This window comes from Shigella flexneri 2a str. 301, from assembly GCF_000006925.2.
Lineage (GTDB): Bacteria > Pseudomonadota > Gammaproteobacteria > Enterobacterales > Enterobacteriaceae > ECMA0423.
In genome coordinates this window covers 2,988,765-3,007,939 of sequence record NC_004337.2, presented here as the reverse complement: position 1 = coordinate 3,007,939, position 19,175 = coordinate 2,988,765, and the positions used below count along the sequence as shown (strand labels likewise).

Genomic DNA, 19,175 nt, shown 5'->3' with positions numbered 1-19,175 from the left:
CCACGTTTCGCTTATCCTAGCTGAAGCGTTTCAGTCGATTAAATGTTCGACAATTAACCAATCAGTCGCAGTTTGCGACAGGTAAGGTTTCCCCGGACGATTTGCTGGATTACTCTGTCTGGCAAATTTGCTCAGGGAAAACCTTGCAGGAGATCTATGACCGTACGCGTAGCGATAAATGGCTTCGGTCGCATCGGGCGTAATGTGGTTCGTGCTTTGTATGAATCCGGACGCCGGGCGGAAATTACCGTGGTGGCAATCAACGAACTGGCGGATGCTGCGGGCATGGCGCATTTGTTGAAATATGACACCAGCCATGGCCGTTTTGCATGGGAAGTACGACAGGAACGCGATCAACTTTTTGTTGGTGATGACGCCATCCGCGTATTGCATGAACGTTCACTGCAATCGCTCCCCTGGCGTGAACTTGGCGTTGATGTAGTCCTCGACTGCACCGGCGTATATGGCTCCCGCGAGCATGGCGAAGCGCATATTGCCGCCGGGGCCAAAAAAGTGCTCTTTTCACATCCTGGCAGTAACGATCTCGACGCGACCGTTGTTTACGGCGTCAATCAGGATCAACTTCGTGCGGAACACCGCATCGTTTCTAACGCTTCCTGTACCACGAATTGCATAATTCCCGTCATCAAATTGTTAGATGATGCGTACGGTATTGAGTCCGGCACTGTGACCACAATTCACTCCGCCATGCACGATCAACAGGTTATTGATGCATACCATCCTGACCTGCGTCGCACCCGGGCAGCCAGCCAGTCGATCATTCCGGTCGATACTAAACTGGCCGCTGGTATCACACGATTTTTTCCGCAATTTAACGATCGCTTTGAAGCGATTGCGGTACGTGTGCCAACCATAAATGTGACGGCAATCGATTTAAGCGTGACGGTGAAGAAACCTGTAAAAGCCAATGAAGTCAACCTGTTGCTGCAAAAAGCAGCACAAGGTGCATTTCATGGTATAGTTGACTATACGGAATTGCCGTTGGTCTCTGTAGATTTTAACCACGATCCGCACAGTGCCATTGTCGATGGCACCCAAACCCGGGTCAGTGGCGCACACCTGATCAAAACGTTGGTCTGGTGCGATAACGAATGGGGCTTTGCTAACCGAATGCTCGACACGACGTTAGCTATGGCTACTGTTGCTTTCAGGTAAGACGCAAGCAGCGTCTGCAAAACTTTTAGAATCAACGAGAGGATTCACCATGTCTGTAATTAAGATGACCGATCTGGATCTTGCTGGGAAACGTGTATTTATCCGTGCGGATCTGAACGTACCAGTAAAAGACGGGAAAGTAACCAGCGACGCGCGTATCCGTGCTTCTCTGCCGACCATCGAACTGGCCCTGAAACAAGGCGCAAAAGTGATGGTAACTTCCCACCTGGGTCGTCCTACCGAAGGCGAGTACAACGAAGAATTCTCTCTGCTGCCGGTTGTTAACTACCTGAAAGACAAACTGTCTAACCCGGTTCGTCTGGTTAAAGATTACCTCGACGGCGTTGACGTTGCTGAAGGTGAACTGGTTGTTCTGGAAAACGTTCGCTTCAACAAAGGCGAGAAGAAAGACGACGAAACCCTGTCCAAAAAATACGCTGCACTGTGTGACGTGTTCGTAATGGACGCATTCGGTACTGCTCACCGCGCGCAGGCTTCTACTCACGGTATCGGTAAATTCGCTGACGTTGCGTGCGCAGGCCCGCTGCTGGCAGCTGAACTGGACGCGCTGGGTAAAGCACTGAAAGAACCTGCTCGCCCGATGGTGGCTATCGTTGGTGGTTCTAAAGTATCTACCAAACTGACCGTTCTGGACTCCCTGTCTAAAATCGCTGACCAGCTGATTGTTGGTGGTGGTATCGCTAACACCTTTATCGCGGCACAAGGCCACGATGTGGGTAAATCCCTGTACGAAGCTGACCTGGTTGACGAAGCTAAACGTCTGCTGACCACCTGCAACATCCCGGTTCCGTCTGATGTTCGCGTAGCAACCGAGTTCTCTGAAACTGCACCGGCTACCCTGAAATCTGTTAACGATGTGAAAGCTGACGAGCAGATCCTGGATATCGGTGATGCTTCCGCTCAGGAACTGGCTGAAATCCTGAAGAATGCGAAAACCATTCTGTGGAACGGTCCGGTTGGCGTGTTCGAATTCCCGAACTTCCGCAAAGGTACTGAAATCGTGGCTAACGCTATCGCAGACAGCGAAGCGTTCTCCATCGCTGGCGGCGGCGACACTCTGGCAGCAATCGACCTGTTCGGCATTGCTGACAAAATCTCCTACATCTCCACTGGCGGCGGCGCATTCCTCGAATTCGTGGAAGGTAAAGTACTGCCTGCAGTAGCGATGCTCGAAGAGCGCGCTAAGAAGTAAAAAATCACAGGGCAGGGAAACCTGCACTTGTTTCAGCGCGCTTTTAGAGCACGCATTTTTTCATACTCTAAATAATTCGAGTTGCAGGAAGGCGACAAGAGAGTGAATCCCCAGGAGCTTACATAAGTAAGTGACTGGGGTGAGCGAACGCAGACGCAGCACATGCAACTTGAAGTATTATGAGTATAAGGCCCGACGATACAGGACAAGAGACATGTCTAAGATTTTTGATTTCGTAAAACCTGGCGTAATCACTGGTGATGACGTACAGAAAGTTTTCCAGGTAGCAAAAGAAAACAACTTCGCACTGCCAGCAGTAAACTGCGTCGGTACTGACTCCATCAACGCCGTACTGGAAACTGCTGCTAAAGTTAAAGCGCCGGTTATCGTTCAGTTCTCCAACGGTGGTGCTTCCTTTATCGCTGGTAAAGGCGTGAAATCTGACGTTCCGCAGGGTGCTGCTATCCTGGGCGCGATCTCTGGTGCGCATCACGTTCACCAGATGGCTGAACATTATGGTGTTCCGGTTATCCTGCACACTGACCACTGCGCGAAGAAACTGCTGCCGTGGATCGACGGTCTGCTGGACGCGGGTGAAAAACACTTCGCAGCTACCGGTAAGCCGCTGTTCTCTTCTCACATGATCGACCTGTCTGAAGAATCTCTGCAAGAGAACATCGAAATCTGCTCTAAATACCTGGAGCGTATGTCCAAAATCGGCATGACTCTGGAAATCGAACTGGGTTGCACCGGTGGTGAAGAAGACGGCGTGGACAACAGCCACATGGACGCTTCTGCACTGTACACCCAGCCGGAAGACGTTGATTACGCATACACCGAGCTGAGCAAAATCAGCCCGCGTTTCACCATCGCTGCGTCCTTCGGTAACGTACACGGTGTTTACAAGCCGGGTAACGTGGTTCTGACTCCGACCATCCTGCGTGATTCTCAGGAATATGTTTCTAAGAAACACAACCTGCCGCACAACAGCCTGAACTTCGTATTCCACGGTGGTTCCGGTTCTACTGCTCAGGAAATCAAAGACTCCGTAAGCTACGGCGTAGTGAAAATGAACATCGATACCGATACCCAATGGGCAACCTGGGAAGGCGTTCTGAACTACTACAAAGCGAACGAAGCTTATCTGCAGGGTCAGCTGGGTAACCCGAAAGGCGAAGATCAGCCGAACAAGAAATACTACGATCCGCGCGTATGGCTGCGTGCCGGTCAGACTTCGATGATCGCTCGTCTGGAAAAAGCATTCCAGGAACTGAACGCGATCGACGTTCTGTAAGTCATTCCTTTCTGCTTATCTCAAGGCCCGCTCTGCGGGTCTTTTTTTCGCCAAAAGCAAGGTGATTCAGATGAGAAATCTGTGATCTATTTGGCAAAATTATGCTTTATTGTTTACCCTTGTCAGACTGCCCGTCATAAGGCGGCGGAGTGTATTTCTCCATTTTGAGTCAGTTGAAAAGGAATATTGAATGGAAGATTTGAATGTTGTCGATAGCATAAACGGCGCGGGAAGCTGGCTGGTAGCTAACCAGGCGCTGCTGCTAAGTTATGCAGTAAACATCGTGGCGGCACTCGCGATCATCATCGTTGGTTTGATTATCGCGCGGATGATTTCCAACGCGGTGAATCGCCTGATGATCTCCCGTAAAATCGATGCCACTGTTGCTGATTTTCTTTCTGCATTAGTCCGTTACGGTATTATCGCCTTTACGCTAATCGCTGCCCTGGGACGCGTGGGTGTACAAACAGCGTCAGTCATTGCTGTACTCGGTGCCGCAGGCTTAGCTGTTGGTCTGGCTTTGCAGGGGTCACTTTCTAACCTGGCCGCTGGCGTGTTACTTGTCATGTTCCGCCCGTTCCGTGCCGGAGAATATGTTGACCTCGGCGGCGTAGCCGGTACTGTGCTGAGTGTGCAGATTTTCTCCACCACCATGCGTACTGCAGACGGTAAAATTATCGTTATTCCGAACGGTAAAATTATTGCCGGAAATATTATTAACTTCTCCCGCGAGCCAGTTCGCCGTAACGAATTTATTATTGGCGTGGCGTATGATTCCGATATCGATCAGGTTAAGCAGATCCTGACCAATATTATCCAGTCTGAAGATCGCATTTTGAAAGATCGCGAAATGACTGTGCGCCTGAACGAACTTGGTGCATCGTCGATTAATTTCGTGGTCCGCGTCTGGAGCAACAGCGGCGATCTGCAAAACGTGTACTGGGATGTGCTGGAGCGTATTAAACGTGAATTTGATGCCGCCGGTATCAGCTTCCCGTACCCGCAAATGGATGTGAACTTTAAGCGGGTGAAAGAAGACAAAGCTGCGTAATCAACGCTGAGGCCAGATAATACTCTCTGGCCTCTCTCTTATTAGTTATTCTGATTGCCAATTAATATTATCAATTTCCGCTAATAACAATCCCGCGATATAGTCTCTGCATCAGATACTTAATTCGGAATATCCAACGTGTTTTCTTATTACTTTCAAGGTCTTGCTCTTGGGGCAGCTATGATTCTGCCGCTCGGCCCACAAAATGCTTTTGTGATGAATCAGGGCATTCGTCGTCAGTACCACATTATGATTGCCTTACTTTGCGCTATCAGCGATTTGGTCCTGATTTGCGCGGGGATTTTTGGTGGTAGCGCGTTATTGATGCAGTCGCCGTGGTTGCTAGCGCTGGTCACCTGGGGCGGCGTAGTCTTCTTGCTCTGGTATGGTTTTGGCGCTTTTAAAACAGCGATGAGTAGTAATATTGAGTTAGCTAGTGCCGAAGTCCTGAAGCAAGGCAGATGGAAAATTATCGCCACCATGTTGGCAGTGACCTGGCTGAATCCGCATGTTTACCTGGATACTTTTGTTGTACTGGGCAGCCTTGGCGGGCAGCTTGACGTCGAACCAAAACGTTGGTTTGCGCTCGGGACAATTAGCGCCTCTTTCCTGTGGTTCTTTGGTCTGGCTATTCTCGCAGCCTGGCTGGCACCGCGCCTGCGCACGGCAAAATCACAGCGCATTATCAATCTGGTAGTGGGATGTGTCATGTGGTTTATAGCCTTGCAGCTGGCGAGAGACGGTATTGCTCATGCACAAGCCTTGTTCAGTTAGGCGCTATCTGATGGAAAAATAAAACAGAGGCGCTAAGCTTGCCTCCAGAGGTCCTGAATTTTGGGCAAGTCAATTAACACGGAGAGACTAACGTGAAGTTCAAAGTTATCGCCCTGGCGGCATTAATGGGTATTAGCGGGATGGCAGCGCAGGCTAACGAATTGCCGGATGGACCGCATATTGTCACCTCCGGTACGGCAAGTGTGGATGCGGTGCCAGACATTGCCACTCTTGCGATTGAAGTTAACGTGGCCGCGAAGGATGCCGCTACAGCCAAGAAACAGGCAGATGAGCGCGTCGCACAATACATTTCCTTCCTTGAACTCAATCAGATCGCGAAAAAAGATATCAGCTCAGCGAATTTACGCACCCAGCCAGATTATGACTATCAGGATGGTAAAAGTATCCTGAAAGGCTACCGAGCTGTGAGAACGGTGGAAGTCACGCTCCGTCAGTTAGACAAACTGAATTCCTTGCTGGATGGCGCGCTGAAGGCGGGTCTTAACGAAATTCGTTCTGTGTCGCTGGGCGTGGCGCAGCCGGATGCCTATAAAGACAAAGCGCGTAAGGCAGCGATTGATAACGCGATTCATCAGGCGCAGGAACTGGCGAACGGCTTTCATCGTAAACTGGGGCCGGTATATAGCGTGCGCTACCATGTTTCCAACTATCAGCCCAGCCCAATGGTGCGGATGATGAAAGCCGATGCCGCGCCGGTGTCTGCCCAGGAAACTTACGAGCAGGCCGCTATTCAGTTTGATGATCAGGTCGATGTGGTCTTCCAGTTAGAACCTGTGGATCAACAACCCGCTAAAACACCTGCAGCACAATAATACTTGTAGCCCGACGTATTCGTCGGGCTAATGCCTTTACCCGATATTGCCTCCTTTTTCTGTAATTTTCTGTAAAACCATGACGTAATCACCTATCTTTGCTCGCGGTTTCATCAAGGATAGGCTGACTGAAACGGTTAAGCGGACAAGGATGCGGGGAGGGGGGATGGACATTTTTATTTCGAAAAAGATGCGCAATTTCATTTTATTAGCGCAAACCAATAATATTGCCCGGGCGGCAGAAAAAATCCATATGACGGCTTCGCCATTTGGTAAAAGCATTGCCGCGCTGGAAGAACAAATTGGCTATACGCTATTTACCCGCAAAGATAATAATATCAGCCTCAATAAAGCCGGTCAGGAACTGTATCAAAAACTGTTCCCGGTTTATCAACGACTTTCTGCGATTGATAATGAAATCCATAACTCAGGGCGTCGTTCACGAGAAATTGTGATTGGCATAGATAATACTTATCCGACAATTATTTTCGATCAGTTGATTAGTCTCGGAGATAAGTATGAAGGCGTGACCGCCCAGCCAGTTGAGTTCAGCGAAAACGGCGTTATCGATAATCTTTTTGACCGTCAGTTAGATTTTATTATCTCCCCACAGCATGTATCTGCACGAGTTCAGGAACTGGAAAACCTGACTATCAGTGAATTACCACCGCTGCGATTGGGCTTTCTCGTTTCTCGCCGTTATGAAGAGCGTCAAGAGCAAGAGCTGCTTCAGGAGCTGCCCTGGCTACAAATGCGCTTTCAAAACCGGGCTAACTTCGAAGCAATGATTGATGCGAATATGCGACCTTGTGGGATCAATCCCACCATTATTTATCGTCCCTACAGTTTTATGGCCAAAATCAGCGCCGTGGAGCGCGGACATTTTCTGACGGTGATCCCGCATTTTGCCTGGCGACTGGTGAATCCGGCAACGCTGAAATATTTTGATGCGCCGCACAGGCCGATGTATATGCAGGAATATCTTTATTCAATCAGAAATCATCGTTATACCGCCACGATCTTCAGCATATTGCTGAAGATCGTGACGGGACAAACCATTAACCCAGCATCGAGCCGGTTGCAATTAAATTACGGTGTAAGTCGAAGACGTGGCTAAGATCGTGGTGAATATGTCCGCCGGGCGCATTTTCCAGATAGCGATGCAGATAATCCCGATACATAGGATGTGCACAATTATCAATGATAGTGCGGGCGCGTTGAAGCGGGGAAAGACCGCGCAGATCGGCGATCCCTTGTTCGGTGATGATCACTTTGACGCTGTGTTCGCTGTGATCAACATGGCTGCACATTGGCACGACGGTTGAGATCTTGCCTTCTTTAGCAATCGACGGAGCCATAAAGATCGACAGATACGCGTTGCGTTCAAAATCACCGCTGCCGCCGATGCCGTTCATCAGATCGACCCCGGCTACGTGCGTTGAATTTGCATGCCCGTAAATATCAAACTCCAGGCCGACGTTCAGAGCGATGACGCCCAGACGACGGATGATTTCCGGGTTATTGGAAATCTCCTGCGGACGCAACACAATGCGGCTGGCAAAGTAATCCATATTGTCGTAAATCTTGCGCAGGGAATCGGCCGAGATTGTCAGGCTGGAGGCGCTGGCCCCGCTGATTTTGCCGGTTTCCAGTAAATGCACCACCGATTCCTGTAGCACTTCCGAATACATCATGAACGGAGGAATTTCCGGGTTTTCCCCCAGACGTGCCATTACCGCATTATTGATATTGCCCACGCCACTTTGCAGCGGCAGAAATTCCGGCGGAATACGCCCATGCGCCATTTCCTGCAATAAGAACGTGACCACGTTATCGGCAATCTGCTGGCACATGGGATTTTGCTTATCCAGCATATTACCGTCGTCGGGCAAGTTGGTTTCCACGACGGCGACAATCTTTTTCGGATCGATTTGCACATAGCGGGTACCGACGCGATCCATTGCATGGAAGATCGACACGCTATTGCGCCGCGGTGGCGCGCCAGGAATCACAATATCTGCCAGTTCTGCAACGCGCGGATCGTGATAGTGATTAAGTTCAATGATCACTTTCTTCGCTCGCAGCAGCTAGGTCGGCGCATTACCGATCCCGCTGGTTAACCAGACTCGACCATCCGGTGCCAGTGCCGATGCTTCAATGACGGCAACATCAATGTCGCCGAAGAAACCGTAATTGACCATTTGCGCCACTTCGCTCAAATGCAGGTCAACGAAACTCACCGCGCCCTGATTGATCTTTTTACGTAAACTGGACGATGTTTGATATGGCGCACGCCAGGAAACAGCATCGGCGTCAGAAAGTACATCGTCAGCGGCGGCGCTGATTGACGCCCCCGTCAGCAGGCGAATTTGATACGGCTTTTTGGCCTCATGCTGTTCGTTAGCTCTGCGGGCAATCGCGGCGGGTAGGGCTTTCGGCGAACCCGCTGGGGTAAAGCCGCTAAATGCCACCATGTCGTTATGCTGGATAATTTCTGCCGCTTCATCGGCGGTCATCCTTGTCCACTGAGTTTCCATTTTTACTCCTTCGTTCGCAGGGATTAATGACCAACGAAATTAGGTTTACGTTTTTCGAGGAAAGCGTTCATCCCTTCCTGGTAATCTTCGCTGTCATAAACCGCGCGGCGCATCCCCTGAATACGTTCAAATTCATCGGAGTTCATGGTGTGTGCTTCGCCCAGTACACGCAGCTCTTCTTTGATAACGGCAATGGCTAACGGCGCTTTCTCAGAGATGTGGTGCGCCATTTGTAAGGTGAAATCTTCCAGTTCTTCCACTTCCACAACATGGTTGAGGATGCCGACAGCCAGCGCGCGCTGGGCGGTGATTGGCGAAGCGGTAAAAATCAGCTCTTTGACAATGTGGAAGCCCGCGTCGCGGGTCAGGTTGTGAATGCCGACCAGGTTATACGGGACGCCGAGGTTTACAGGCGTCATTGAGAAGGTTGAGGTACTGGCGGCGATGATCAGATCGGAACTCATGATCATTTCAAATGCGCCACCCCAAACACTACCTTCCACCATCGAAATGATCGGTTTCGGAAATTTTTGGATCATGCGGGTGATTTGACGCAATGGATCATCATAGGAGAGCGGATCGCGACCGCCAGACGGCAGTTCGTGAATATCGTGACCTGCGGAGAAGACTTTGGATCCACTTGGCGCCCGCAAAATGATACAGCGAATTTCCGGCCGGTTGAGATCGCTTAACGCCTGCATAAGATCATCAATAAAGACTTTACTTAAGGCATTAAGTTTTCGTCCATAGTTAAACTCAATGACCGCCACTTTGTTGATAGTGGCAACGTTCACATACTGATAAGACATAAAAATTCCTTTAATCAAAATATTGCGTCTGGATAAATTCACTGAGCTGCCGCAGGCCGGTGCGCGGTGAGAGCGTATTGTTTTTGACCGCTAAAAGCGTCTGGCGGTAATAGCGATCGAAATCTTCATTCGCGAACAGGTGATTCAGTACTTCTTCTTCGGTCTGCTTACGCAGCCATTCCACCGATTGTTGTTGCCGCACTTGTTGTAAACGACCACTGGCAGTTAGCGCGGTTTTGAAGTCGATGATGGCGTGCCAGATCTCATCGATTCCACGTTTTTCCAGTGCGCTACAAGTCAGACCCCGTGGCTGCCATTCGTCGTATTTACGTCGCAGAATATGCAGGGCACTCTCGTACATATGCCGGGCAATGGCGACATTGGTATGGTTATCGCCATCGTCTTTGTTGATAACGAGCAGATCAGCCACTTCCATCAGCCCTTTTTTAATGCCCTGCAGATCATCGCCGCCACCGGCAATTTGCAACGAGATAAAACAGTCCACCATGCGGGCGACTTCCGTTTCCGACTGCGCGATGCCAACCGTTTCGACAATCACTACGTCATAACCCGCCGCTTCGCATAACAGCATTAATTCCCGTGCTCGCTGACTGGCACCGCCCAGATGACCGGAGGAGGGTACCGGGCGAATAAACGCCGCCTCGGCACGCGCCAGGTCATTCATGCGGGTTTTCTCCCCGAGAATGCTACCGCCAGTGACCGGGCTGCTGGGATCGACCGCAATAACAGCAACCTTTAATCCCTCACGAATCAACAACATGCCAAAGGCTTCAAGAAAGGTACTTTTCCCCGCGCCGGGTGTGCCGGTAACGCCCAGTCGCAGGGCGTTACCACAGAACGGCATAATAGCGTCAAGCAGCTGTGTACTTAGCGCCTGATGACGTGGGTGACGGCTTTCCACCAGCGTCATGGCTTGGGCGAGCGTGGCACGCTCACCCTGACGTAAGCGGCGAATACTTTCTGCCAGCGTGGCTTCATTAATCATGATGCTGGCTTATCAGATTCAGTACGTCGCGCACACTGTCGAGCATAGGTGTACCTGGACCATAAATCGCCGCCACGCCGCGCTCTTGCAGGAAGGCGTAATCCTGCGGCGGAATGACGCCACCCGCGACCACGCAGATATCTTCGCGTCCCCATTTTTTCAGCGCTTCGACCAGTTCCGGGATCAGCGTTTTATGACCGGCAGCCAGTGAGGATGCGCCCACTACGTGAACGTCGTTTTCTACGGCTAGGCGGGCGATCTCTTCAGGTGTAGAGAACATCGGGCTTAAATCTACGTCGAAACCGAGATCGGAATAGGCGCTGGCGATCACTTTCGCGCCGCGATCGTGTCCATCCTGGCCCATCTTAGCGATCAGAATGCGCGGGCGACGACCATTGTCGGCAAGGAACTGCTCCGTTTGCGCAACAATGGCATCGAACTCGGAGGCCGATTTCTCAGACTGATGATAGCTTTGCGCAATCACGCCGGTAACACACTGGCTTGGCACCAGATAACGGTCGAAAGCGACTTCCAGCGCATCGGAAATTTCACCCAGGGTGGCGCGAACGCGAGCGGCATTAACAGCGGCAGCCAGCAGGTTTTCGTTATGCTGTGCGGCGTGAGTCAGGGCGTTCAACGCGGCGGTTACGGCGGCATCATCACGGGTGGCGCGAATGCGTTCCAGCGAAGCAATTTGCTCGTTACGCACCATCACGTTGTCGATCTCAAGTACATCGGTTTCGTCTTCGTGATCCAGTTTGTACTTGTTGACACCAACGATGACACGCTTGCCCTGGTCGATCAGCGACTGTTCGCGCGCTGAGGCCTCTTCGATCATTCGTTTTGGCAGACCTGCTTCGATCGCTTTCGCCATGCCACCGGCTTCGTCGATCTGTTGGATAATAGCTCTGGCTTGTTTGACGATTTGATCGGTCAGCGACTCAATGTAATAGGATCCGGCCAGTGGATCGACGGTGTGGCAGAGTTCTGATTCTTCCTGGATGATGATCTGGGTGTTGCGGGCAATGCGTGCTGAGAAATCGGTAGGCAAACCAAGCGCTTCGTCAAAGGCGTTGGTATGCAGTGACTGAGTACCGCCCAGCGTCGCAGCCAGTGCTTCAATGGTGGTGCGGATAACGTTGTTATACGGATCCTGTTCAGTCAGGCTCCAGCCTGAGGTCTGGCAGTGGGTACGCAGCGCCAGTGATTTCGGATCCTGTGCGCCAAATCCACTGACCGCTTCGCTCCATAAATAACGTGCCGCACGCAACATGGCGACGTTCATAAACAGATCCATGCCGATACCGAAGAATAACGACAGGCGAGGAGCGAAGTCATCAATTTTCAGTCCGGCAGAGATTGCTGCTTTGATGTACTCAATCCCATCGGCGAGCGTAAATGCTACCTGCTGCACGCAGTTGGCACCCGCTTCCCCCATGTGGTAACCGCTGATACTGATGGTATTAAATCGCGGCATGTTGCCGGAACACCAGGCGATGATGTCGGCGATAATGCGCATTGACGGTTTTGGTGGGTAAATATAGGTGTTGCGGCAGAGGTACTCTTTGAGAATATCGTTTTGAATGGTGCCGGTCAGTTTATCAGGTGTAACACCTTGCTCTTCTGCGGCGACGATATAAAACGCCAGTACTGGTAGCACTGCGCCATTCATGGTCATCGAAACCGACATTTTATCCAGCGGGATCTGGTCGAACAGGACTTTCATATCTTCCACGGTGTCGATAGCGACGCCCGCTTTGCCGACGTCACCCGCCACGCGTGGGTTATCGGAGTCGTAGCCACGGTGGGTGGCAAGGTCAAACGCAACGGAAAGACCTTTTTGCCCGGCGGCCAGGTTACGGCGATAAAAAGCGTTGGACTCTTTTGCTGTTGAAAAACCAGCATACTGACGGATGGTCCACGGTTGGGCGGTATACATAGTGGCACGCGGGCCACGAACGTAGGGCGGCAAACCAGGAAGGGTACCTGTCACCTCCAGATTATCGAGATCGGCTTCGGTATACAGCGGCTTGATGGCGATCCCTTCCGCGGTTTGCTGAACCAGCGAGTCGACAGTTTTCTCCCGACGGCTCAATTCCTTGTTGGCAAGCTGTTGCCACTCCTGCTCGTTAGACATTATTTGCTCCGTAAAACGCAATCAAAATGAGGGTATTTGCGCTTACGGTGAGCTTTTTACGTGGGTTTGTCGCCAGCAAAAAAAATGCATTCAGACGTCGTTTTTTGCCGCCTGAGATTTGTCTATTTTGTGATGTGATTCAAGGAATACAAAAAGAAGTGAGGACAACGCCTGATATGTGCTATCAGGCATTATTTGATGGATTAATCCTGACGAAGGACTTTGTGACCATAATCGAGTAACGCATCAGTGACTTTACGCATCATGCGGCTTTCAGGAGCAAAGCGGTGCCAGTAGAGCATCCGTCGTTGAAATAGCCCAGGCGTTAAGTCAATCAGTTCACCGCTGGCCAGCTCTTTCTCGATTTGCAGGTGCGGGATCATACAGCAGGTGGTGCCCTGGCGAGCAAGTTGTACGAACGCTTCTGAAGAATTAACGATATGGCAGGGTACGCTGCCAGGAGGAAGATCGAAGTTTTGCTGCAAAAAGGCCTGGTGCATATCGTCAAGATGGTCAAACGCGACCACTGGCGCTTTCAATAATGCCGAACGCGTTACGCCGTTAGGAAAATATTTTTCGGCAAACGGTTTTGAGCTGACGAACAGATAGTCGAGCGCACCGAGTTTATCGACAAGACAACTCGGCAGCGCCTGATGTTGAATACTCACCGCGCCGACCACTTCGCCGCGGCGCAGACGTTCCTGAGTACGGGTTTCATCTTCTACCTGCAAGTTGAGGCGGATAGGCGAATCAGCCAACACAGGAGCCAGTGCCGGAAGCAACCACGTCGCCAGACTGTCGGCGTTGACCGCCAGTGAAAGCAGCAGCGGAGTCGAACCGGTTTGTTCATCGCCCAGCCACTCTTCTTCCAGCAACTCCACCTGGCGCAGCAGTGCCAGCAGTTTTTGCCCTTGTTCCGTCGGGCGCGGCGGTACGGTACGCACCAACAGCGGCTGCCCGAACATATTTTCCAGTTGCTTAATGCGCTGTGAGACGGCTGATTGTGTAATGCACAGCTTTTGTGCCGCGCGCTCAAATCCTCGTTCACGTATCACCGCATCCAGTGCCTGTAATGTTCTGTAGTCCGGGCGTTTCATTGCTGTTGTCTGCTCCTGGTAAATGCTTTTTCCTGCACTATGACACAATTTTGTGTCAGGTTGCATATACCGAAGCCGTCGGCGGGTAACATTTGTATCAATGGTTAAACGCGCAGCTTAAAAGATCAGGGATTTGCGCTATTGCATTTCGCTTAGCGACTTCGCGCCCTGGTTATGTTGAATGGCGTGGCGTTATTGCCTCTGTTCGCACCGTGGAGCGGCATACCCAGACCGTTGTATGCTTTATTTGCGGGGCGAAAGGGGATGCCCGCCATTGCGCGATATTTTATGGATGAGTTAACCACCCGGCTTGCCAACGGGGTCTGAATCGCTTTTTTTGTATATAATGCGTGTGAAATTTCATACCACAGGCGAAACGATCATGACGCAGGATGAATTGAAAAAAGCAGTAGGATGGGCGGCACTTCAGTATGTTCAGCCCGGTACCATTGTTGGTGTAGGTACAGGTTCCACCGCCGCACACTTTATTGACGCGCTCGGCACGATGAAAGGCCAGATTGAAGGGGCCGTTTCCAGTTCAGATGCTTCCACTGAAAAACTGAAAAGCCTCGGCATTCACGTTTTTGATCTCAACGAAGTCGACAGCCTTGGCATCTACGTTGATGGCGCAGATGAAATCAACGGCCACATGCAAATGATCAAAGGCGGCGGCGCGGCGCTGACCCGTGAAAAAATCATTGCTTCGGTTGCGGAAAAATTTATCTGTATTGCCGACGCCTCCAAGCAGGTTGATATTCTGGGTAAATTCCCGCTGCCAGTAGAAGTTATCCCGATGGCACGTAGTGCAGTGGCGCGCCAGCTGGTGAAACTGGGCGGTCGTCCGGAATACCGTCAGGGCGTGGTGACCGATAATGGCAACGTGATCCTCGACGTCCACGGCATGGAAATCCTTGACCCGATAGCGATGGAAAACGCCATAAATGCGATTCCTGGCGTGGTGACTGTTGGCTTGTTTGCTAACCGTGGCGCGGACGTTGCGCTGATTGGCACACCTGACGGTGTCAAAACCATTGTGAAATGATCTGACGGGGGAACCTCCCCCGTTAAAAAAATTCTCTTCATTAAATTTGGTGACATGTGTCACGCTTTTACCAGGCAATTGTCGATTGCTCTAAATAAATCCTCTAAACCAGCATATTCATCCAAGAATTACCTTTGCGTGATATTTCCTCAACATCGCGACGCAAACGTTCATATTGCCGCAATATTATTTTTTGATATGTTGAAAGGCGGATGCAAATCCGCACACAACATTTCAAAAGACAGGATTGGGTAAATGGCAAAGGTATCGCTGGAGAAAGACAAGATTAAGTTTCTGCTGGTAGAAGGCGTGCACCAAAAGGCGCTGGAAAGCCTTCGTGCAGCTGGTTACACCAACATCGAATTTCACAAAGGCGCGCTGGATGATGAACAATTAAAAGAATCCATCCGCGATGCCCACTTCATCGGCCTGCGATCCCGTACCCATCTGACTGAAGACGTGATCAACGCCGCAGAAAAACTGGTCGCTATTGGCTGTTTCTGTATCGGAACAAACCAGGTTGATCTGGATGCGGCGGCAAAGCGCGGGATCCCGGTATTTAACGCACCGTTCTCAAATACGCGCTCTGTTGCGGAGCTGGTGATTGGCGAACTGCTGCTGCTATTGCGCGGCGTGCCGGAAGCCAATGCTAAAGCGCACCGTGGCGTGTGGAACAAACTGGCGGCGGGTTCTTTTGAAGCGCGCGGCAAAAAGCTGGGTATCATCGGCTACGGTCATATTGGTACGCAATTGGGCATTCTGGCTGAATCGCTGGGAATGTATGTTTACTTTTATGATATTGAAAACAAACTGCCGCTGGGCAACGCCACTCAGGTACAGCATCTTTCTGACCTGCTGAATATGAGCGATGTGGTGAGTCTGCATGTACCAGAGAATCCGTCCACCAAAAATATGATGGGCGCGAAAGAGATTTCGCTAATGAAGCCCGGCTCGCTGCTGATTAATGCCTCGCGCGGTACTGTGGTGGATATTCCGGCGCTGTGTGATGCGCTGGCGAGCAAACATCTGGCGGGGGCGGCAATCGACGTATTCCCGACGGAACCGGCGACCAATAGCGATCCATTTACCTCTCCACTGTGTGAATTCGACAACGTCCTTCTGACGCCACACATTGGCGGTTCGACTCAGGAAGCGCAGGAGAATATCGGCTTGGAAGTTGCGGGTAAATTGATCAAGTATTCTGACAATGGCTCAACGCTCTCTGCGGTGAACTTCCCGGAAGTCTCGCTGCCACTGCATGGTGGTCGTCGTCTGATGCACATCCACGAAAACCGTCCGGGCGTGCTAACTGCGCTGAACAAAATCTTCGCCGAGCAGGGCGTCAACATCGCCGCGCAATATCTACAAACTTCCGCCCAGATGGGTTATGTAGTTATTGATATTGAAGCTGACGAAGACGTTGCCGAAAAAGCGCTGCAGGCAATGAAAGCTATTCCGGGTACCATTCGCGCCCGTCTGCTGTACTAATTCCCCTTCTCTGAAAATTAACGGGCAGGTCACTGACTTGCCCGTTTTTTTATCCCTTCTCCACACCGTTGCCGCGTTGCGCATTCTACTTTGCGAGTCTGCTCCAGAAAATAAATCAAAGTCAGATCAATGCGTTGTGTTTATTTAATGGGGATTTACGATGGCGGGACAGCATGGGGCTGTAACGGTAAAGCCCTCACCGAAGCGAGGGCTTAAAGGAGAAGGGTTATGATGCGACTTGTCATCATACTGATTGTACTGTTACTGATAAGTTTCGGAGCTTATTAACAGTCAGTCTCAAGGGAGGAGTCATCCTCCCTTACCCTTACTCACTAAATTAGGTCAAAGAATCAACGATGTCAATCAGGGCGATGCGGGGTGCATCGCCCTGAACCGAACTTTTTGATAGCCACTTCATCGCCCACGTTTACTGCCGTAATAGATCCTTTTTCCCAAAAATTATCTCTGTTTTGCATGGGGTTTTTCGAGCACGCTCGAAGAAAAGATTTAAAGGTAGATCAATGCGTTGTGGTTATTTAAAGAGAGCTTACGATAGCTGGGCAGCATGGGGCTGTAACGGTAAAGCCCTCACCGAAGCGAGGGCTTGAAGGAGAAGGGTTATGATGCGACTTGCCATCATACTGATTGTACTGTTACTCATAAGTTTCCCAGCTTATTAACAGTCAGTCACAGGGGAGGAGCAATCCTCCCTTACCCTTACTCACTAAATTAGGTTAAAGAATCAACGATGTCAATCAGGGCGATGCAGGTGTATCGCCCTTACCACTCCCAGACTTTCGACGGTGTAACCACCGCAGGAAGAGGGATATCCCACTCTTCAACGGGGAGTTTTTCCACCAACTGACAATCATGCGCATAACCCACCGGTTGCGTTTTATAGTGCTGCCAGTTTTGTAAGGTCCGATCATAAAAACCACCGCCCATTCCCAGGCGCTGACCGTACTCATCAAAGGCGACCAGCGGTGTGATCAGCACGTCTAATCGGGAAAGGGGTAGCACGTCACGCACATCCAGTTTTGGCTCATGGATCTTCAACCTGTTCATCACCAGTTCGCTTTGCGGATGGTAATTCAGGAACAGCAAATTACCGGCACTAAAGGGATGCAAAACTGGAAGATATACGCGCTTACCGGCGCGCCAGAGTTGTTCTATTAGCGGCTGGGTGTCGAGTTCACCATCAAAAGAGAGGAATACAGCGACCGTATGCGCCATCACCACCGGGGGATAAGTCATCATCCGGGTAGCGGCTTGTTGACCCATTTCCAGCTGTTGTTCCGGCGTTAACGCACGACGACGTTGCCGAATCATTTTGCGGATTTCTTGTCGGGATAATGTCAGTGGGAGCTCTGGTAGTTGCGTCATGGCTGGTGCCAGATAAGAAGGGAATCTCCGAGATGCCGCCGCAGGCTGTAACCCTTGAACCCTTGGTTCAAGGTGAATGTGTCGTCGCAGTTTTAAGGCTTCTCGGACGAACCGAGCATGCTCACCAACCGCGGAGCGCCACATTCTTGTGGTATGAAATATCGGCTCAGGGGACTGGCCCGCTTGCGAACATCTCAGAGAAATTTTGTCTTCACGGTTACTCTACCACAGTAAACCGAAAAGTGTCATTCAAAGTTTTGGTTAGTTTTTTCGGTGATGCGACCTTGTTCAAGTAACGCTTGTTCTATGGTCTGCTGCAGCATCCGAATACGCTGTTCCATACTTGCCGCGTAGTCACGAGTCTTTGCTTTTTCTTGCGCTAACTCATAGCTGATATTCAATGCGGCAATGAAGACCAACTGTTCAGTATTTGTGACTCTAGTGCGTTCTTTCAGATCTTGCAACCGTTGGTTCAGATCGTCCGCTGCCTGATTCAACGCATCCCTTTGGTCAGGCGGGCAGTTCACACGCAGTGAACGGCCAAAAATTTGGATATCGACGGGTTGTGCAGACATGCCACCTTCCTGCTGATTGACTGCGCTGCCTTCGTCTTTAGACCCATGGTCTGCGAAGGGGCGACACTATAGCTACCCTGATGAGAAGAGACAAGCCCTTTTCTGGTCCACCAGGGCCCAAAGTGGTAGCATATCATGAATATTCCTCCCTTTGACGACGAATGCTTATGTCTATACAGAACGAAATGCCTGGTTACAACGAAATGAACCAGTATCTGAACCAACAAGGGACGGGTCTGACCCCTGCCGAGATGCATGGTTTAATCAGTGGGATGATATGTGGCGGTAACGATGACAGCTCATGGCTGCCGCTACTTCACGACCTGACGAACGAAGGCATGGCTTTCGGTCATGAGCTGGCACAGGCACTGCGTAAAATGCACTCTGCCACCAGCGATGCCCTGCAGGATGACGGCTTCCTTTTTCAGCTTTATCTGCCTGATGGCGATGATGTCAGCGTTTTCGATCGGGCTGATGCACTGGCAGGTTGGGTCAATCACTTCCTGCTTGGTCTTGGCGTTACGCAACCGAAGCTGGACAAAGTGACCGGCGAAACCGGTGAAGCCATCGACGATCTGCGTAACATCGCGCAGCTGGGCTACGACGAAGACGAAGATCAGGAAGAGCTTGAAATGTCGCTTGAAGAGATCATCGAATACGTTCGTGTTGCCGCGCTGTTATGCCACGACACCTTTACTCATCCGCAACCGACCGCGCCAGAAGTACAAAAACCGACTCTACACTAAAAACAAAAAACGTA

General features: G+C 50.9%; 16 protein-coding genes, 1 other RNA gene, 2 pseudogenes and 2 other annotated features. Of the genes and pseudogenes, 11 read left to right on the top strand and 8 right to left on the bottom strand.

Annotated elements, in window-relative coordinates:
* The first annotated feature begins 156 nt into the window (after positions 1-156).
* From epd to ygfI, 7 genes are all read left to right on the top strand, one after another.
* Positions 157-1,176 carry an erythrose 4-phosphate dehydrogenase gene (epd, locus tag SF2912; protein NP_708687.2) on the top strand — a complete coding sequence of 340 codons (1,020 nt, stop codon included), beginning with the start codon at positions 157-159 and terminating at the stop codon, positions 1,174-1,176.
* 49 nt (positions 1,177-1,225) lie between these two features.
* Positions 1,226-2,389, top strand: a complete 1,164-nt coding sequence (gene pgk, locus SF2911; protein NP_708686.2) for a phosphoglycerate kinase — start codon at positions 1,226-1,228, stop codon at positions 2,387-2,389.
* 214 nt (positions 2,390-2,603) lie between these two features.
* Positions 2,604-3,683, top strand: a complete 1,080-nt coding sequence (fba, locus tag SF2910; RefSeq protein ID NP_708685.2) for a fructose-bisphosphate aldolase — start codon at positions 2,604-2,606, stop codon at positions 3,681-3,683.
* Positions 3,684-3,873: 190 nt separating this feature from the next.
* Complete coding sequence (gene yggB, locus SF2909; RefSeq protein NP_708684.1) at positions 3,874-4,734, top strand: mechanosensitive ion channel MscS; 861 nt, start codon at positions 3,874-3,876, stop codon at positions 4,732-4,734.
* A gap of 138 nt (positions 4,735-4,872) precedes the next feature.
* Positions 4,873-5,508, top strand: a complete 636-nt coding sequence (gene yggA, locus SF2908; RefSeq protein NP_708683.2) for an arginine exporter protein — start codon at positions 4,873-4,875, stop codon at positions 5,506-5,508.
* Between the two features lie 92 nt (positions 5,509-5,600).
* Positions 5,601-6,341 carry an oxidative stress defense protein gene (yggE, locus tag SF2907; protein NP_708682.1) on the top strand — a complete coding sequence of 247 codons (741 nt, stop codon included), beginning with the start codon at positions 5,601-5,603 and terminating at the stop codon, positions 6,339-6,341.
* A gap of 166 nt (positions 6,342-6,507) precedes the next feature.
* Complete coding sequence (ygfI, locus tag SF2906) at positions 6,508-7,458, top strand: LysR family transcriptional regulator (protein NP_708681.2); 951 nt, start codon at positions 6,508-6,510, stop codon at positions 7,456-7,458.
* Positions 7,400-8,878 (bottom strand) — a sequence feature (Similar to Escherichia coli K12 coenzyme A transferase gi: 1789287 (493 aa). BLAST with identity of 98% in 493 aa. This CDS contains an in-frame stop codon. The sequence has been checked and is believed to be correct.). (Overlaps the previous gene by 59 nt.)
* Here ygfI and ygfH read toward each other — a convergent pair.
* The 5 genes and pseudogenes from ygfH to iciA form a co-directional block, all read right to left on the bottom strand.
* Positions 7,400-8,878, bottom strand: a pseudogene (ygfH, locus tag SF2905). Its footprint overlaps the feature before it by 1,479 nt. The gene ygfI and the pseudogene ygfH sit on opposite strands and share 59 nt — an antisense overlap.
* Before the next feature lie 23 nt (positions 8,879-8,901).
* Positions 8,902-9,729, bottom strand: a complete 828-nt coding sequence (ygfG, locus tag SF2904) for a hypothetical protein (RefSeq protein NP_708680.4) — start codon at positions 9,727-9,729, stop codon at positions 8,902-8,904.
* Entirely contained in the window at positions 9,698-10,693 is a 996-nt protein-coding gene (ygfD, locus tag SF2903; protein NP_708679.1) for a membrane ATPase/protein kinase, read from the bottom strand. The genes ygfG and ygfD overlap by 32 nt, the downstream gene beginning before the upstream one ends.
* On the bottom strand, positions 10,686-12,830 hold the full coding sequence (sbm, locus tag SF2902; RefSeq protein ID NP_708678.2) for a methylmalonyl-CoA mutase: 2,145 nt from the start codon (positions 12,828-12,830) through the stop codon (positions 10,686-10,688). The genes ygfD and sbm overlap by 8 nt, the downstream gene beginning before the upstream one ends.
* Before the next feature lie 203 nt (positions 12,831-13,033).
* On the bottom strand, positions 13,034-13,927 hold the full coding sequence (gene iciA, locus SF2901; protein ID NP_708677.2) for a chromosome replication initiation inhibitor protein: 894 nt from the start codon (positions 13,925-13,927) through the stop codon (positions 13,034-13,036).
* Positions 13,928-14,069: 142 nt separating this feature from the next.
* Positions 14,070-14,254 (top strand) — a sequence feature (Similar to Escherichia coli K12 conserved hypothetical protein gi: 1789281 (77 aa). BLAST with identity of 97% in 61 aa. This CDS contains deletion. The sequence has been checked and is believed to be correct.).
* Between iciA and yqfE the strand changes: the two are divergent.
* The 3 genes and pseudogenes from yqfE (at position 14,070) to serA (ending at position 16,457) form a co-directional block, all read left to right on the top strand.
* A pseudogene (gene yqfE, locus SF2900) lies at positions 14,070-14,254 on the top strand. (Overlaps the previous feature by 185 nt.)
* A gap of 55 nt (positions 14,255-14,309) precedes the next feature.
* Positions 14,310-14,969: a ribose-5-phosphate isomerase A gene (gene rpiA, locus SF2899; RefSeq protein ID NP_708676.2), complete on the top strand. Its 660-nt coding sequence runs from the start codon at positions 14,310-14,312 to the stop codon at positions 14,967-14,969.
* Between the two features lie 255 nt (positions 14,970-15,224).
* Positions 15,225-16,457, top strand: coding sequence for a D-3-phosphoglycerate dehydrogenase (gene serA, locus SF2898; RefSeq protein ID NP_708675.1), 1,233 nt, complete (start codon positions 15,225-15,227; stop codon positions 16,455-16,457).
* Between the two features lie 780 nt (positions 16,458-17,237).
* On the opposite strand, the gene ygfA is transcribed toward serA, so the two are convergent.
* The 3 genes from ygfA to ygfE form a co-directional block, all read right to left on the bottom strand.
* Positions 17,238-17,786, bottom strand: a complete 549-nt coding sequence (gene ygfA / locus SF2897; RefSeq protein NP_708674.2) for a 5-formyltetrahydrofolate cyclo-ligase — start codon at positions 17,784-17,786, stop codon at positions 17,238-17,240.
* 74 nt (positions 17,787-17,860) lie between these two features.
* Positions 17,861-18,044, bottom strand: a non-coding RNA gene (gene ssrS / locus SF4560) — 6S RNA.
* A 41-nt stretch (positions 18,045-18,085) separates the two neighbouring features.
* A complete protein-coding gene (ygfE, locus tag SF2896) occupies positions 18,086-18,415 on the bottom strand; it encodes a Z-ring-associated protein (RefSeq protein ID NP_708673.1) in 330 nt (109 codons plus the stop codon).
* Positions 18,416-18,582: 167 nt separating this feature from the next.
* Between ygfE and ygfB the strand changes: the two genes are divergently transcribed.
* A complete protein-coding gene (gene ygfB / locus SF2895) occupies positions 18,583-19,161 on the top strand; it encodes a hypothetical protein (RefSeq protein NP_708672.2) in 579 nt (192 codons plus the stop codon).
* Positions 19,162-19,175 lie beyond the last annotated feature (14 nt).